This window comes from Arthrobacter hankyongi (assembly GCF_022012395.1).
Taxonomy (GTDB): Bacteria; Actinomycetota; Actinomycetes; order Actinomycetales; family Micrococcaceae; genus Crystallibacter; species Crystallibacter hankyongi.
Genome location: NZ_JAKLTQ010000028.1, coordinates 40,608 through 55,872, shown reverse-complemented (window position 1 = coordinate 55,872; position 15,265 = coordinate 40,608). Strand labels below are relative to the sequence as shown.

Sequence of the window (15,265 nt, the reverse complement as noted above, 5' to 3'; positions counted from 1 at the left end):
GGGCTGAGAAGGGCATTATCCGTCGCGTCGATGGGGTGTGGATGCGGGTTGGCCGGCGATTAGGCGATTAGAGGAAGTCCAGGCCGTCGAGGCGCACCTGAACCGGGTCCGGGGTCCGTTTGGCCGACAGCGCGGCCTTGCGTGTGCGCAGCGCTGCGGTCACGACCGCCGCCTCGCGGTAACCGAAGAAGACCAGCAGCCGGTGTGTGCCGTCCGCTCCCGGCAACGGGACCGGTCCCACCAGCCGGGCCGGCGGCAACTGCAGGTCCTGCACGAACAACTCGATGCCCGCCTGGCTGCCGGTCAAGGCGGCGATCCGCACGGCCGGGGGCAGCTGCAGTTCGCGGCGCAGCCCCAGTTCCCGGGCCGCTGCGCCGGCCGGGTCCCAGCGCACCAGCTGGCCGACGACGGCGTCGCTGTCCGCCGTCACGACGACGAGCCCGCCTTCGGCGGCCGGGCGGACCAGTGAGGCGGCCCCGAACCAGCGCCGCAGCGTCTCCTCCGAGGCGCGTAGCGATTCCCGGCTGAGCATCGCGTTGCCGTCCAGCAACAGCGCCGCCGCGTAGCCGGCTTCGGCCACCGGCTCGGCGCCGGGAGTGGCCACCACCAGTGCCGGGTCCGGGCCGACTGCGTCTTTGATGTGCTCCCCGGCCGACGAGATCACCGGCACGCCCGGAAAGGCCCGCCCGAGTTCCTCCGCCGTCCGCGCGGCACCGGCCACCGAGGCCCGCAGCCGGGCCGAGCCGCACTCAGGACAGCGGTAGTCCCCGGCCAGGCGGCCGCACCAGCGGCAGGCCGGGACGGCGCCGCGGCCGGTCTGGCCCAGTGGTCCGCTGCACTCCGGACAGCGGGCCGGAGTCCGGCAGTCCTGGCAGGCCAGCGACGGCGAGAACCCGGTCCGGGCGACCTGCACCAGCACCGGGCCGCGGGCCAGACCGTCCTGGGCCGCGCGCCATGCCGCCTGCGGCAGCCTGGCATGGGACAGCAGCGGGTCGCGTTCCTGCTGGAAGGAGTCGGCGGTGTTGACCACCCGCGGCGTTTGGGTCCGCAGCACCGGCCGCTCACACTGGATGGGCTGCGCCCAGCCGTGCTGGACCAGGCGCTCGGCCTCGGTGCTCCGGGCCACCGAGGCCAGCAGCATGGCACAGTCTTCCAGGCCGGCACGCAGCAGCAGCACCTCGCGGGTGTGCTGGTACGGTGCACGCTGCTCCACGTACAGGTCGTCGCCGTCGTCGCACAGGACGATCAGGCCCAGCTCCGGCACCGGCGCGTAGGCGGCGGAGCGGGTGCCGACAGCTACCCGGACGTCCCCGTGCAGCAGCCGCAGGTAGTTGCGGTAGCGCGGTGTCGGGCCGTCCTCGGCGCTGAGCCGCAGGTAGCCGTCGGTGCCCAGCACCGCGGCCAGCGCGGCCTCCAGCCGGGCCAAATCGCGGGCATCCGGAACCACCGCCAGGGCGCCGCGCCCGCTCTGCACCGCGGCGGCGACGGCGGCCGCCACCTGCGCTGGCCAGGCGGCAGGGCCGTAGGAGCGGTGGCTGGTGAGCACCGCGCGCGGGGACTCGCCCGCCGCCAGATGGGACAGGAAGGCCGGCCCGCTGCGGTAGCCGGCAAAGCAGGAGGCGTCCACGGCCGGGGCGGCGGCAGCAGCCTCCACCGGGCCGGGCCCGCGGCCGGCGAATTCCTGGTCCACCTTGGCCACCCGCGGCGGCACGGCGGCACGCACCACATCGCTGACGTTTCCGGCGTAGCGCTCGGCCACCGCGGTGGCCAGCCGCAGCAGCCCCGGGGTCAGCACGGGCTGGGGCGAGACGACCTTGGACAGCGCCACCAGGCGCACGCCCTCCGGGGCCTCGGCCTTGCGTGCGGTGATGTAGCCGGCCAGTTCCTGGCCGCCGAACCTGGCCTTGATCCGTGCCCCGGGAACGGCGGCGGCGGAGAGTTCCTCGGGCACCAGATAGTCGAACTCACGGTCCAGGTGCGGCAGCGGAGATTCGATCAGCACCTGTGCCACCGGGTCCACGGCCGCTGCCGGGGAGGTGCCCTGAGGACGAGCCGGCTGGCCAAAGCCCTGCAGCAGCGAAAGCTGGACGTTGTCCCCGGCGTCGCCGGAGTTGCCGCCCATCGGCTCAGGCGTTGAAGAAGCTGCGCAGCGCCTCGACCCGGTCCGTCCGCTCCCAGGTGAACGTGTCGAGCTCGCGGCCGAAATGGCCGTGCGCAGCGGTCTGCTTATAGATCGGGCGCTTGAGCTGCAGGTCGTTGATGATGCCCAGCGGCCGCAGGTCGAAAACCTCATTGATGGCGGCGGAGATCTTCAGCGGGTCCACGGTCTCGGTGCCGAACGTCTCCACGTAGATGCCCACCGGATGCGCCATGCCAATGGCATAGGCAATCTGGATCTCGGCGCGCCGGGCCAGCCCGGCCGCCACCACGTTCTTGGCCACCCAGCGCATCGCGTAGGCCGCCGAGCGGTCCACCTTCGACGGGTCCTTGCCGCTGAACGCGCCGCCGCCGTGGCGGGCCATCCCGCCGTAGGTGTCCACAATGATCTTGCGGCCGGTCAGCCCGGCATCGCCCACCGGCCCGCCGATGACGAAGGGGCCGCCCGGATTGAGGATATGGCGCACGTTCGCGGTGTCGAGGCTGGAGCCGGCCAGGACCGGTTCGATCACGTGCCGGGCCAGGTCCGCGCGCAGGTGGTCCAGGTCGATGCCGGACTCATGCTGGCTGGAGATGACCACCGTCTCCACCGAGACCGGCGTACTGCCGTCGTAGCCGACGGTGACCTGGGTCTTGCCGTCCGGACGCAGGTAGGGCACCGTTCCGTCCTTGCGCACCTGGGTCAGCCGCTCGGACAGCCGGTGCGCCAGCCAGATGGGGGTGGGCATGTACACGTCGGTCTCGTCGCTGGCGTAGCCGAACATGATGCCCTGGTCGCCGGCGCCCTGCAGGTCGTAGGGGTCCTGCTGCTTGCCCTCGCGCTGCTCAACGGAGGCGCCAAAGACGCCGTCGTAGATTTCCGGTGACTGCTGGCCGATGGACACGGAGACGCCGCAGCGTTCGCCGTCGAACCCCTTGTCCGAGGAGTTGTAGCCGATATCCAGGATCGTCTCGCGCACAATCTGTGGAATTTCCACGTACCCGTCGGTCGTTACCTCGCCGACGACATGGACCAGGCCGGTGGTCACCAGGGTCTCCACGGCCACCCGGGATTCCGGATCCACTGTCAGGAGCGCGTCCAGGACCGCGTCCGAAATCTGGTCGCAGATCTTGTCCGGGTGGCCCTCGGTCACGGATTCGGACGTGAAAAGCCGCAGATTGCTATCAGTTGAAGTCACAGACATACCTTACTTGCTGCCGCGGCCGACCGCGGCACGGACTGAGGGCGGCGCCGGCGGCGTGGACCCCCGGCAGTACTACCGGGGTTTGAGCGCGCTGCCAACCCGTTCGATGATCGCAGCGGCGGTGGCATCCTTGCTGCCGCTGAAGCTGGCCGGGGCGCTGCCGTCCCGGTCCAGGATGGTAATGGCCGTCGAGTCCTGGCCGAAGACCAGGTCCTTGCCTACCTGGTTCAGCACCAGCAAGTCGCAGCCCTTGCGCTCGAGCTTCTGCCGGGCATACTCAAATACGCCGGTCTCGGCGTCGCCGGTTTCGGCGGCGAAGCCGACGATCAGTTCCGGGCCGCCGTCGTGCTCCGCGCGCCGGGTGACCAGTTCGCGCAGGATGTCCGGATTGCGCACCAGGACGACCACGGGATCGGCCACATCGTCGCGCTTCTTGATCTTGGCGTCGGCGGGCTGGGCGGGACGGAAATCGGCCACGGCCGCCGCCATGATGACGACGTCGGCTCCCTCCGCGGCGGCCAACGCCGCCTCGCGCAGTTCCAGGGCGGTTTCGACCCGGGTCACTTCGACGTTTCCGGGCGCCGGGACGTCCATGTGGGCGGCGACCAGGTGCACCCGGGCGCCGGCGGCCGCGGCGGCGCGGGCCAGCGCGACACCCTGCTTGCCGGAGGAACGGTTGCCGAGGAAACGGACCGGGTCCAGCGGTTCGCGTGTCCCGCCGGCTGTAATGACCACGTACCGGCCGGCCAGCGGCAGGTCCCGGGCCTGGCCGGCGCCCGCAGGACTGAGGTAGGGCGCGACGAAGTCGAAGATCTCCGCCGGTTCGGGCAGGCGTCCGGGGCCGGAATCCGCGCCGGTGAGCCGGCCCACCGCGGGCTCCATCACAATGGTGCCGCGGCCGCGCAGGGTAGCCACGTTGGCCACGGTGGCCGGGTGCTGCCACATCTCGGTATGCATGGCCGGCACCATCACCACCGGCCCGCGGGCCATCAGCAACGTATTGGTCAGCAGGTCCGATGCCAGCCCGGCGGCGGCACGCGCCAGCAGGTCCGCGGTGGCGGGCGCGACGACGACGAGGTCCGCCTCGTGCCCGAGGCGGACGTGGTTGACCGTCTCCACGGCGTCGAAGACGCTGTTGCTGACCGGGTTACCGGAGAGCGCCTCCCAGGTGGCCCGGCCGACGAACTTATCCGAGGCCTCGGTGGGAATGACCGTTACATCGTGGCCGGCTTCCTTAAAGAGCCGGAGCAGGAATGCGGCCTTGTAGGCGGCGATTCCACCGCCTACGCCAAGTATGATCCGCATGCCTGCCCCGGGAAGTCCTCGTCGGTTATTCGTCCGGCTCTGCCTATTCCGCTGCCGGCTCGGCAGGGGTGCTGACGAGCAGGCCCTCGTTGATCTCGCGCAGCGCGATCGACAGCGGCTTCTCGTTCAGCCGGGTGTCCACGAGCGGGCCGACATACTCGAACAGCCCCTCGTGCAGCTGGGAGTAGTAGGCGTTGATCTGGCGGGCGCGCTTGGCACCGAAGATCACCAGGGCGTACTTCGAGTCCGCTGCCTTGAGCAGATCATCGATCGGCGGGTTGATGATGCCTTCGAGGTTGGTCGACACAAATTCTCCAAAGTTCTGTGGGACGCGCGTCAGCGCTGGTGCGGGACCAGTCCCATCAATGAAACGAGCTCGTCTGCCGCCCGCTTCACATCGTCGTTGACGACGGTGAAGTCGAATTCCGGTTCGGCAGCAAGTTCCAGTTTAGCGGTTTCCAGCCGGCGGCGCTGTTCATCAGGCGTTTCGGTGCCGCGCCCGACGAGCCGGCGGACCATTTCGTCCCAGCTCGGCGGGGCCAGGAAGACGAAATTCGCCTCCGGCATGGACTCCTTGACCTGCCGGGCGCCCTGCAGATCGATCTCCAGCAGCACGGACTTGCCCTCGGCCATCGCCTGCTCGACGGTGGAACGGATGGTGCCGTAGCGGTTGACGCCGTGGACCACCGCCCACTCGAGCATCTCGCCCGCCGCCACCAACTCGTCGAACCGCTCGGCGGAGACAAAGAAATAGTGGATGCCGTCCACCTCGCCCGGACGCGGCGGCCGGGTGGTCGCCGACACCGAAAGCCACACCTCGGGGTAGTTGTCGCGGATATAGGTGGAAACGGTTCCCTTGCCAACGGCTGTCGGGCCGGCAAGGACGGTAAGGCGGGAGGTGGTAGGCATGCTGTCCATCTGGGGGTTGCGGGGAAGGGATCAGGGGGATGCGTGGGGCTCGAGCAGTTCCAGCAGGGCCTTGCGCTGGTGGACACCCAGGCCGCGGACCCGCCGGGTGCGCGCGATGCCCACCGTATCCATGATCTTAGCCGCTCGCACCTTGCCGACGCCGGGCAGCGACTCGAGCAGCTCGGCCACCCGCAGCCGGCCGATCGCTTCGACCGTCCGGCCGGAGTCGATGACCTGGGCAACCGTCGCCTGGCCCGATTTCAGTTTCGCCTTTACATCCGCCCGCTCCGCCCGGGCCGCGGTGGCCTTGAGCCGGGCCGCCGTGCGTTCGTCGTCCGTCAATGGTCGCAGACTCACATCGAACCTCCACAGTGCTCGCGGCGTCCGGGCCTATGTGGCACGAATCACACCGGGTTGAACTGAACCTATCCGCTAGCCAGGCACAAAATCAATGCTTGACCAGCAACGATGGACCACCCACAACCCGCCCCACCCCTGATCGACCTGACACTTGACGACCTTTTCAGGCCGGAAAAGGTCGTCAAGTGCCAAGCCGATGGGGTGGGGCGGGGTGGGTGGTGGTCAGCCGGCGAGGCCTGCCAGGGTCCGGGCGGTGGCGGCGCGCAGCGCTGCCGGCTCCGGTCCGGCCTTCAGGATGTCCCGGCTCGACGTGGCCAGCACGTTCGGGTAGGCCGCACCGAAGGTCGCGGCCAGGTCCGCGCCGGTGGCACCCTGGGCGCCCAGCCCGGGGGCCAGCAGCGGGCCGTTGACCGCGGCCAGGTCGAGGCCGAGCCCGGCGATCGCTTGACCGACGGTCGCACCCACGACCAGGCCCACGGAGCCGAGCCCGGCAGCGGCTCTGTTGTCCGCGGCGGCCGCGACGGTGATCCGCCGGGCAACGGAGTCCGCGCCGCCGGCGTGCTGCACGGAGGCGCCTTCGGGATTGGACGTCAGCGCGAGCACGAAGACGCCGCGGCCGGTGGCCAGCGCCAGTTCCAGCGCCGGGCGCAGCGACTCATAGCCCAGGTAGGGGCTGAGCGTCACCGCGTCCGCTGCCAGCGCCGAGCCGTCGCGCAGCCAGGCATCGGCGTAGGCGGCCATGGTGGACCCGATATCGCCGCGCTTGGCATCCGCGATCGTGAGCACCGATGCGGCGGCGGCCTCGGCAAGGATGCGTTCGAGCACGGCCAGGCCGCGGGAACCGTGGCGCTCGAAGAGCGCCACCTGCGGCTTCAGGGCCGCCGCCTGCTCCCCCACGGCCTCCAGGACCGTGAGGGAAAAGCGCTCCAGGCCCGCGGCGTCGTCGTTCAGGCCCCAGGCGGACAGCAGGCCCGGGTGCGGATCGATGCCCACGCAGAGCTGACCGCACCGGTCCATCGCCGCCCGCAGCCGCTGCCCGAAGGTGATAGGCCGGTCAGCGGCGGGCAGAGGGGCGGCTTCCGGGGTTCGGTGGGCATCTATGGGCGGGAAGCCCGCCCCCCGGCCGTTGACGCCGTCAGCCATGGATGACGTTCCGGAGGTTCTGCTCGTGCTCCTGCAGGCTGGTCACGTTCCACTCGTACTGGCGCATCGCCTCGATTGCCTGCACGGCGGCACCGAATTCGGCCACCGTGGTGATCACCGGCGTGCCCACCGACGTCGCGGCGGCACGGATCTCGTACCCGTCGCCGCGGGCCTGGCCGCCGGAGGGGGTGTTCAGGATCATGTCCACGCTGCCCTCGGTGACCAGGTCCACGATGGTCCCCTCGCCGTCGGCCGCGCCTTCGGCGACCTTGCGGACGGTGGTGGTCTGGATCCCGTTGCGGCGCAGCACGTCGGCAGTGCCGCCGGTGGAGAGGATCTCGAAGCCCAGGTCCGCCAGGTGCTTGACCGGCATCACGATCGAGCGCTTGTCCCTGTTCGCCACGGAAACGAACACCTTGCCCGAGGTGGGCAGCGGGTTGTTGGCGGCGGCCTGGCTCTTGGCGAAGGCCGTGTCGAAGTACTTGTCGATGCCCATCACCTCGCCGGTGGAACGCATTTCCGGGCCGAGCAGGGAGTCGACGACGGTACCTTCGGGGGTTCGGAAGCGCGCGAACGGCAGTACCGCTTCCTTCACCGCCACGGGTGCGTCCAGCGGCAGCTTGGACCCGTCCCCGGTCTCCGGCAGCATCTTGTAGGCAGTGCGCAGCTGGTGGATGGTGACTCCCACGCCGATCATCGCCGCTGCCTTGGCCAGCTGGACGCCGGTGGCCTTGGAGACGAAGGGCACCGTGCGGGAGGCGCGCGGGTTGGCCTCGATCACGTAGAGCACATCCGAGGCCAGCGCGAACTGGATGTTGATCAGGCCACGCACGCCCACGCCTTCGGCGATGGCGCGGGTGGCCTCGCGGACCCGGTCGATCACGTCGGCGCCGAGGGTGATCGGCGGCAGCACGCAGGCGGAGTCGCCCGAGTGGATGCCGGCCTCCTCGATGTGCTCCATGATGCCGCCGACGTACAGGTCCTTGCCGTCGTAGAGCGCGTCGACGTCGATCTCGATCGCGTCCTCGAGGAACCGGTCCACCAGCACCGGGTGGTCGTCGGTGATCTCGGTGGCGTTGGCGATGTAGCGCGAGAGGTTGGCCTCGTCGTAGACGATCTCCATGCCGCGCCCGCCCAGCACGTAGGAGGGACGGACCAGCACCGGGTAGCCGATCTCGTCGGCGATCCGTTTGGCCTGCTCGAAGCTGACCGCGGTGCCGTTCTTCGGCGCAATCAGGCCAGCGGAGTCCAGCACGCGCTGGAAGGCGCCGCGGTGCTCGGCCAGGTCGATGGCCTCCGGGGAGGTGCCCAGGATCGGGATGCCGGCATCGGCCAGGTCCTGCGCCAGCTTCAGCGGGGTCTGCCCGCCCAACTGGACGAAGACACCCAGCACGCCGCCGGTGCGCTCTTCGGCGGCGATGACCTCGAGGACGTCCTCGAGGGTCAGCGGCTCGAAGTAGAGACGGTTGGAGATGTCGTAGTCGGTGGAGACCGTCTCCGGGTTGCAGTTGACCATCACGGTCTCGTAGCCGGCCTTGCGCAGGGCCATCGTGGCGTGCACGCAGCTGTAGTCGAACTCGATGCCCTGGCCGATCCGGTTCGGTCCGGAGCCGAGGATGATCACCGACGGCTTGGCGTGCAGCTCCACCTCGTCCTCCTCGTCGTACGAGGAGTAGTGGTACGGGGTGTAGGCGGCGAACTCCGCGGCGCAGGTGTCCACGGTCTTGAAGACCGGCCGGATGCCCAGCGCATGCCGGACGCCGCGTACCACTGCCTCGGGCGTGTTGGTCAGCTTGCCGATCTGCGCATCCGAGAAGCCGTGGCGCTTGGCCAGGCGCAGGATGTCCGGAGTCAGCGCCGGGGCCTTGCGGATCTGCTCGGCGACCTCGTTGATCAGCTGCAGCTGATCCACGAACCACGGGTCGATGCCGGTAGCCTCGTAGACCTGCTCCACGGTGGCCCCGCCCAGCAGCGCCCGCTGCACATAGGCAAGCCGCTCGGTGCTGCCCACGCGGGACTTCTCCAGCAGCTCGGCGACCTCGAAGTCGTTGACCGGCTCGAAGCCCAGCTCGGCCCCGCGCTGCTCCAGCGACCGCAGCGCCTTCTGCAGGGCCTCGGTGAAGTTGCGGCCCAGCGCCATCGCCTCGCCCACCGACTTCATGGTGGTGGTCAGCGTCGGGTCGGCCGCCGGGAACTTCTCGAAGGCGAAGCGCGGCACCTTGACCACGACATAGTCCAGCGTCGGCTCGAAAGAGGCCGGCGTCTTCTGCGTGATGTCGTTGGGGATCTCGTCCAGCGTGTAGCCCAGCGAAAGCTTGGTGGCGATCTTGGCGATGGCGAACCCGGTGGCCTTCGAGGCCAGCGCGGACGAGCGCGACACCCGGGGGTTCATTTCGATGACGACGACGCGGCCGGTGTCCGGTTCGATGGCGAACTGGATGTTGCAGCCGCCGGTGTCCACGCCGACCTCGCGGATGACCGCAATGGCGATGTCGCGCAGCCGCTGGTACTCGCGGTCGGTCAGGGTCAGGGCGGGGGCGACGGTGATCGAGTCGCCGGTGTGCACGCCCACCGGATCGAAGTTCTCGATCGAGCAGACCACCACGACGTTGTCGTTCTTGTCCCGCATCATCTCGAGCTCGTATTCCTTCCAGCCGAGGATGCTCTCTTCGAGCAGGACCTCGCTGGTGGGGCTGTACTGGATGCCGGCGCCGGCGATGCGGCGCAGGTCCGCCTCGTTGTAGGCCATGCCCGAGCCCAGTCCGCCCATGGTGAAGGAGGGGCGGACCACCATCGGGTAGCCCAGTTCGCCGGCGGCCGCCAAGGCCTCGTCCATGGAGTGGACGATGATGCTGCGGGCGGATTCGGCGCCGCAGCGCTCGACGACGCCCTTGAACTTCTCGCGGTCCTCGCCGAGTTCGATCGCCTCGATGTTGGCGCCGATCAGTTCGACGTTGTACTTCTCCAGCACGCCGTTCTTGTCCAGCGCGATCGCCGTGTTCAGCGCCGTCTGGCCGCCCAGCGTCGGCAGCACCGCGTCAGGGCGTTCCTTGGCGATGATCTTCTCGACGATTTCCGGGGTGATCGGCTCCACGTAGGTGGCGTCGGCGAACTCCGGGTCCGTCATGATGGTGGCGGGGTTGGAGTTGACCAGGATGACGCGCAGGCCCTCTTCCTTGAGCACGCGCAGCGCCTGGGTGCCGGAGTAGTCGAACTCGGCCGCCTGGCCGATGACGATCGGTCCGGAACCGATGACCAGGACGGACTTCAGATCTTCTCTCTTGGGCATTACTTGGCTTCCTTAGTCACGGCGGACGCGTTCTTGGTGGATTCCATCAGATCGATGAACCGGTCGAAGAGGTAGGCCGAATCGTGCGGTCCGGCGGCGGCCTCCGGATGGTACTGGACGGAGAAGGCCGGAATGTCCAGGCAGGACAGGCCCTCCACGACGTCGTCGTTCAGGCTCACGTGGCTGACCTCCACCCGGCCGAAGCGCTGCTCCGGCGCCGTCGTCGGGCCGTCGGTCGGCGCGTCCACGGCGAAGCCGTGGTTCTGCGAGGTGATTTCGACCTTGCCGGTACGCCGGTCCAGCACCGGCTGGTTGATGCCGCGGTGGCCGTAGCGCAGCTTGTAGGTGCCGAAGCCCAGGGCACGGCCGAGGATCTGGTTGCCGAAGCAGATGCCGAAGAACGGCACCTTCGTATCCAGCACCTGGCGCAGCAGACCCACCTGGGCATCCGCGGTAGCCGGGTCCCCGGGGCCATTGGACATAAAGACGCCGTCCGGCTGTACCGCCTGCACGTCCTGGAGGCTGGCGGTGGCCGGCAGCACATGCACGCGCACGCCGCGCTCGGCGAAGCGCTGCGGGGTCATGGACTTGATCCCCAGGTCCAGGGCGGCAATGGTGAAGCGCGGCTCACCGTCCCAGCCGTGGTCCGCGGGCTCGATGACATAGGCCGCATCGATGCTGACTTCCTCGGCCAGCCGGGAACCTTCCATCGGCGCCTGGGCCTTGACCTCGTTGAGCAGTTCGGACTCGGGCCGGGCTGCCGCGTCCCCGGAGAAGATGCCGGACTTCATCGCACCGCGCTCGCGCAGGTGCCGCGTGATGGCGCGGGTGTCCACGCCCTGGATGCCGACGATCCCCTGGGCCACCAGTTCCTCGTCCAGGCTGCGCTCCGAACGCCAGTTGGAGGGCCGGCGGGCGGCGTCGCGGACGACGTACCCAGCCACCCAGATGCGGCGGGACTCGGCGTCCTCGTCATTGACGCCGGTATTGCCGATGTGCGGCGCGGTCTGGACAACCAGCTGCCGGGCGTAGGACGGATCCGTGATGGTCTCCTGGTAGCCGGTCATGCCGGTGGCGAAGACCGCTTCGCCCAAGGCGGTGCCCACGGCACCGTAGCTGCGGCCGCGGAAGATCCGGCCGTCCTCGAGCACCAGCAGTGCGGTGCTTGACGTCTGGCTGGAAGTCCCGCCGGAAGTCTCGCTGGGGGTTGATGTTTGATTCTGGGTCACAGTGGTTCCTACTCTTCGTCCTGTGAGGAGGTGGGTACTAGGGAAGTCAGTTGGGCCAGCAGCGGGGCCTTGTCGGCGGCATTGCGGGTTCGGAAGGCCGTATCGACGTCTCGGTCCCCCAGCTGCCAGGTCACCACAGCCAGGCCGTCCTTTTCGACGAACTTGCCGATCATGCCGCTTTCGGTGCGCACCGCTTTGACCTGGGGCTGCGGGATGTAAAGGTCCGGGGCGCCGCTGCGCTCGAAGAGCAGTCCGTGGGGGTAGACCCGCAGCAGGGCGTTGCCGCGGATGCCCAGGCCGTGCACGCCGACCCGGTCCAGCCAGTCCCCGGCCGAGGTCGTGACTACGTACTGGCCCGGATACGCCTCCAGCGGCTGGCCAGCCTCCGCCGGGAACTCGGGCAGCGGGGCCAGGCTCTGCTGGCGCCGCAGCCGGCCGCGCCAGCCGAGCAGCATCAGCCCGGCCAGGACCACAATCAGGCTCAGGGTGAGCAGACCGGCACCGGTCTTATCCATCGCTCAGCCTTCCCGTGACTGCGCCTGCGGCTGGCCGGCAGCCTGGCCCGCGCTGCCGTCCGCGAACGGCGTGTTCAGCTTGCCGTCCAGCACGGTCGGATGGCCATTGAGGAAGGTGGCCACCACGCGGCCGGGCAGCTCGCGCCCGGCGAACGGAGAATTCCGTCCCTTGGTGGCCATGGCCGCGGGGTCGACCGTCCAGCGGGCGGCCGGATCCACCAAAGTGATGTTCGCCGCCGAGCCGGCCTCGAGCGGCTGTCCCTGGTGGGCCAGCCGGCCGATCCTCGCCGGCATGGCCGAGGTGATCCGGGCAAAGTCCGCCCAGCCGATCAAACCGGACTCGATCATGGTGTGCTGCACCACCGACAGCGCCGTCTCCAGGCCCGTCATGCCCATGGCCGCCTGGGCCCATTCGCATTCCTTGGCCTCGCTGGGATGCGGAGCGTGGTCGGTGCCGATGACGTCGATGGTGCCGTCCGCGAGGCCGGCGCGCAGCGCCAGCACATCCTCGTCTGTGCGCAGCGGCGGATTGACCTTGAACACCGGATCATAGCTGCGGACCAGCTCGTCCGTGAGCCACAGATGGTGCGGGGTGACCTCGGCGGTGACCTTGATGCCGCGATGCTTGGCCCAGCGGATGATCTCCACCGATCCGGCGGTCGAGACATGGCAGACGTGCAGCCGCGAATCCACATGCTGGGCCAGCAGCACGTCGCGGGCGATGATGCTCTCCTCCGCCACTGCCGGCCAGCCGGCCATCCCGAGTACGGCTGAAACGGCGCCCTCGTTCATCTGGGCGCCCTCGGTCAGGCGGGGCTCCTGGGCGTGCTGGGCGATGACGCCGTCGAACGCCTTGACATACTCCAGCGCCCGGCGCATCAGCACCGGATCGGAGACGCACATGCCGTCGTCGGAAAACACCCGGACCCGGGCCCGCGAGTCCGCCATGGCGCCGAGCTCGGCCAGCCGTTCGCCGGCCAGGCCCACGGTGACCGCACCCACCGGGCGCACTTCGGCCCAGCCCGCCTGCTGGCCGAGCGCGAAAACCTGCTCGACGACGCCGGCGGTGTCCGCCACCGGCGAGCTGTTGGCCATGGCGTGCACGGCGGTGAAACCGCCCAGGGCGGCGGCCCGGGTGCCGGTCTCCACCGTTTCGGCGTCCTCCCTGCCGGGCTCGCGCAGGTGGGTGTGCAGGTCCACCATGCCGGGCAGGGCAATCAGTCCGTCCGCGTCCAGCACGGTCGCTCCGGAGGCCTGCAGCGAGCTGCCCACGCCGGTAATGCGGCCGTTTTCCACCAGCAGGTCGGCGGCGTCCGCGCCGACGACCCGGGCGCCCTTGATCAGATAGCTGCCGGTGGTGCTCATGAAGCGTTCTCCTCGGTCGGGGCGGTTCCCGCCGCGGCGGGAACGGTGTCAGGGGTATCGGCCTGGCTGCGGGCGGTGCTGCGGGACTCGCCGGAGAGCAGCAGGTAGAGGGCGGCCATCCGCACAGAGACGCCGTTGCGCACCTGCTGCAGCACCATCGAGCGGGGCGAGTCGGCGGCCGCGGAAGAAATCTCCAGGCCCCGGTTCATCGGGCCCGGATGCAGGATGACGGTGTCGGACAGCCCGTGGTCGTCCAGTGCCGCCAGCCGGCGGTCGTCGAACCCCCACAGCCGCGAGTATTCCCGGGCCGATGGGAAGAAGGCAGCGTTCATCCGCTCGGCCTGGACCCGCAGCATCATCACCGCGTCCGGGCGTTTGGCCAGCGCCTCATCCAGGTCGTAGCTGATCGTGCAGGGCCAGCCGTCGATGCCCACCGGCAGCAGCGTGGGCGGGGCGACCATGGTCACCTCGGCGCCCAGGGTGCGCAGCAGCCACAGATCCGAGCGGGCCACCCGGGAGTGCAGGATGTCCCCCACGATGGCGATCTTCATCCCGGACAAATCCGTTCCGGCCGAGGCCGTGCCGTTGGTCCGGGCCCAGGTCCGGCGCAGGGTGAAGGCGTCCAGCAGGGCCTGGGTGGGATGTTCGTGGGTGCCGTCGCCGGCGTTGACGACGGCGGCGTCGATCCAGCCGGAGGTGGCCAGGCGCACCGGTGCGCCCGAGGCCCAGTGCCTGATCACGACGGCGTCGGCGCCCATCGCCTCGAGCGTCTGGGCGGTGTCCTTGAGCGATTCGCCCTTGGAGACCGAGGATCCCTTGGCGGCAAAGTTGATCACGTCCGCGGAGAGCCGTTTGGCTGCGGCCTCGAAGGAGATCCGGGTCCGGGTCGAATCCTCGAAGAACAGGTTCACCACGGTCCGGCCGCGCAGCGCCGGCAGTTTCTTGACTTCGCGGTCGGAGACCGCCGCCATTTCCTCGGCCGTGTCCAGGATCCGCACCGCGTCTGCCTTGGACAGGTCCTGGGTGGAGAGCAGGTGTTTCATTCGCTCCAGTCCTCGATTACTACTTCGTCGGCCACCTGGTCGATTTCGGCCAGCCGTACTCGGACCTTTTCCACCGAGGAGGTGGGCAGGTTCTTCCCCACATGGTCGGCACGGATGGGCAGTTCGCGGTGGCCGCGGTCCACCAGGACCGCCAAGCGCACGATCCGGGGCCTGCCCAGGTCCACCAGGGCGTCCAGGGCGGCGCGGATGGTGCGGCCCGAATAGAGCACGTCGTCCACCAGCACCACGACCTTGTCGTCGAGGCCTTCGGCCGGCAGCGCCGTGGGATAGGGCGGGCGGGTCGGCTGGCGCTGCAGGTCGTCGCGGAACATCGTCACATCCAGCTGCCCGGCAATGGCGGCGGCGGAGACGGACGGGTCCGCGGCGGCGATCTTGGCGGCGAGGCGGCAGGCCAGCGGGTAGCCGCGGCGAGGAATGCCCATCAGGACCAGGTCCCGGGAGCCCTTGTTGGCCTCGAGGATTTCATGCGCGATGCGTGTCAGGGCGCGGTCGATGTCCGCTTCGGAAAGAACGACACGTGATGATGACGGCGATTGCGCCGGGCTGGGCATGCTCATGGATGCCCCCTCCTTCCCCGCCTCACAGGACGGAATTTAAAGGATTTCTTTGGTGGCTGCGCCTTCAAACGTACCATAGCGTCCGCCGCCGGCCGGTACCGGGCCGTGGCACACAGCCCCGGGGCCGGCCGCCCCGGCAGGGGCGGACCCAGCTGCCCAAACAACGGCGCCCAAAGGTGGGCAGAATG

General features: G+C 69.5%; 13 protein-coding genes. All 13 read right to left on the bottom strand.

Annotation, left to right across the window (positions count from 1 at the left end; all coding sequences use genetic code 11):
• Positions 1 to 67: 67 nt before the first annotated feature.
• The 13 genes from LVY72_RS22465 to pyrR all read right to left on the bottom strand — a co-directional run bounded on the left by LVY72_RS22465 (position 68) and on the right by pyrR (position 15,071).
• Positions 68 to 2,122, bottom strand: a complete 2,055-nt coding sequence (locus LVY72_RS22465) for a primosomal protein N' (RefSeq protein WP_237826858.1) — start codon at positions 2,120 to 2,122, stop codon at positions 68 to 70.
• A gap of 4 nt (positions 2,123 to 2,126) precedes the next feature.
• Positions 2,127 to 3,341, bottom strand: a complete 1,215-nt coding sequence (metK, locus tag LVY72_RS22460; protein ID WP_237826856.1) for a methionine adenosyltransferase — start codon at positions 3,339 to 3,341, stop codon at positions 2,127 to 2,129.
• A 72-nt stretch (positions 3,342 to 3,413) separates the two neighbouring features.
• Entirely contained in the window at positions 3,414 to 4,646 is a 1,233-nt protein-coding gene (gene coaBC, locus LVY72_RS22455) for a bifunctional phosphopantothenoylcysteine decarboxylase/phosphopantothenate--cysteine ligase CoaBC (RefSeq protein ID WP_237826854.1), read from the bottom strand.
• Between the two features lie 43 nt (positions 4,647 to 4,689).
• Entirely contained in the window at positions 4,690 to 4,953 is a 264-nt protein-coding gene (rpoZ, locus tag LVY72_RS22450; RefSeq protein ID WP_237826852.1) for a DNA-directed RNA polymerase subunit omega, read from the bottom strand.
• A 29-nt stretch (positions 4,954 to 4,982) separates the two neighbouring features.
• A complete protein-coding gene (gene gmk / locus LVY72_RS22445) occupies positions 4,983 to 5,555 on the bottom strand; it encodes a guanylate kinase (RefSeq protein WP_237826850.1) in 573 nt (190 codons plus the stop codon).
• 30 nt (positions 5,556 to 5,585) lie between these two features.
• Complete coding sequence (mihF, locus tag LVY72_RS22440) at positions 5,586 to 5,912, bottom strand: integration host factor, actinobacterial type (RefSeq protein ID WP_237826848.1); 327 nt, start codon at positions 5,910 to 5,912, stop codon at positions 5,586 to 5,588.
• A gap of 225 nt (positions 5,913 to 6,137) precedes the next feature.
• Positions 6,138 to 7,058 (bottom strand): orotidine-5'-phosphate decarboxylase, encoded by a 921-nt coding sequence (gene pyrF / locus LVY72_RS22435; protein WP_269092811.1) that lies wholly within the window; start codon positions 7,056 to 7,058, stop codon positions 6,138 to 6,140.
• Positions 7,051 to 10,347 carry a carbamoyl-phosphate synthase large subunit gene (carB, locus tag LVY72_RS22430; protein ID WP_237826845.1) on the bottom strand — a complete coding sequence of 1,099 codons (3,297 nt, stop codon included), beginning with the start codon at positions 10,345 to 10,347 and terminating at the stop codon, positions 7,051 to 7,053. The genes pyrF and carB overlap by 8 nt, the downstream gene beginning before the upstream one ends.
• A complete protein-coding gene (gene carA, locus LVY72_RS22425; protein ID WP_237826876.1) occupies positions 10,347 to 11,504 on the bottom strand; it encodes a glutamine-hydrolyzing carbamoyl-phosphate synthase small subunit in 1,158 nt (385 codons plus the stop codon). The genes carB and carA overlap by 1 nt, the downstream gene beginning before the upstream one ends.
• Positions 11,505 to 11,584: 80 nt before the next feature.
• Complete coding sequence (locus tag LVY72_RS22420; RefSeq protein WP_237826841.1) at positions 11,585 to 12,091, bottom strand: PH-like domain-containing protein; 507 nt, start codon at positions 12,089 to 12,091, stop codon at positions 11,585 to 11,587.
• Between the two features lie 3 nt (positions 12,092 to 12,094).
• Positions 12,095 to 13,456, bottom strand: coding sequence for a dihydroorotase (locus tag LVY72_RS22415; RefSeq protein WP_237826838.1), 1,362 nt, complete (start codon positions 13,454 to 13,456; stop codon positions 12,095 to 12,097).
• Complete coding sequence (locus LVY72_RS22410) at positions 13,453 to 14,499, bottom strand: aspartate carbamoyltransferase catalytic subunit (RefSeq protein WP_237826835.1); 1,047 nt, start codon at positions 14,497 to 14,499, stop codon at positions 13,453 to 13,455. Before LVY72_RS22410 ends, LVY72_RS22415 begins: the two co-directional genes overlap by 4 nt.
• Positions 14,496 to 15,071, bottom strand: a complete 576-nt coding sequence (pyrR, locus tag LVY72_RS22405) for a bifunctional pyr operon transcriptional regulator/uracil phosphoribosyltransferase PyrR (RefSeq protein WP_237826873.1) — start codon at positions 15,069 to 15,071, stop codon at positions 14,496 to 14,498. Before pyrR ends, LVY72_RS22410 begins: the two co-directional genes overlap by 4 nt.
• Positions 15,072 to 15,265 lie beyond the last annotated feature (194 nt).

What these genes read in the sequence shown, in the direction of transcription:
- LVY72_RS22465 (WP_237826858.1), bottom strand. Translation starts at nt 2,122, where the DNA reads ATGGGCGGCAACTCCGGCGACGCCGGGGACAACGTCCAGCTTTCGCTG.
- metK (WP_237826856.1), bottom strand. Translation starts at nt 3,341, where the DNA reads ATGTCTGTGACTTCAACTGATAGCAATCTGCGGCTTTTCACGTCCGAA.
- coaBC (WP_237826854.1), bottom strand. Translation starts at nt 4,646, where the DNA reads ATGCGGATCATACTTGGCGTAGGCGGTGGAATCGCCGCCTACAAGGCC.
- gmk (WP_237826850.1), bottom strand. Translation starts at nt 5,555, where the DNA reads ATGCCTACCACCTCCCGCCTTACCGTCCTTGCCGGCCCGACAGCCGTT.
- pyrF (WP_269092811.1), bottom strand. Translation starts at nt 7,058, where the DNA reads ATGGCTGACGGCGTCAACGGCCGGGGGGCGGGCTTCCCGCCCATAGAT.
- carB (WP_237826845.1), bottom strand. Translation starts at nt 10,347, where the DNA reads ATGCCCAAGAGAGAAGATCTGAAGTCCGTCCTGGTCATCGGTTCCGGA.
- LVY72_RS22420 (WP_237826841.1), bottom strand. Translation starts at nt 12,091, where the DNA reads ATGGATAAGACCGGTGCCGGTCTGCTCACCCTGAGCCTGATTGTGGTC.
- LVY72_RS22415 (WP_237826838.1), bottom strand. Translation starts at nt 13,456, where the DNA reads ATGAGCACCACCGGCAGCTATCTGATCAAGGGCGCCCGGGTCGTCGGC.
- LVY72_RS22410 (WP_237826835.1), bottom strand. Translation starts at nt 14,499, where the DNA reads ATGAAACACCTGCTCTCCACCCAGGACCTGTCCAAGGCAGACGCGGTG.
- pyrR (WP_237826873.1), bottom strand. Translation starts at nt 15,071, where the DNA reads ATGCCCAGCCCGGCGCAATCGCCGTCATCATCACGTGTCGTTCTTTCC.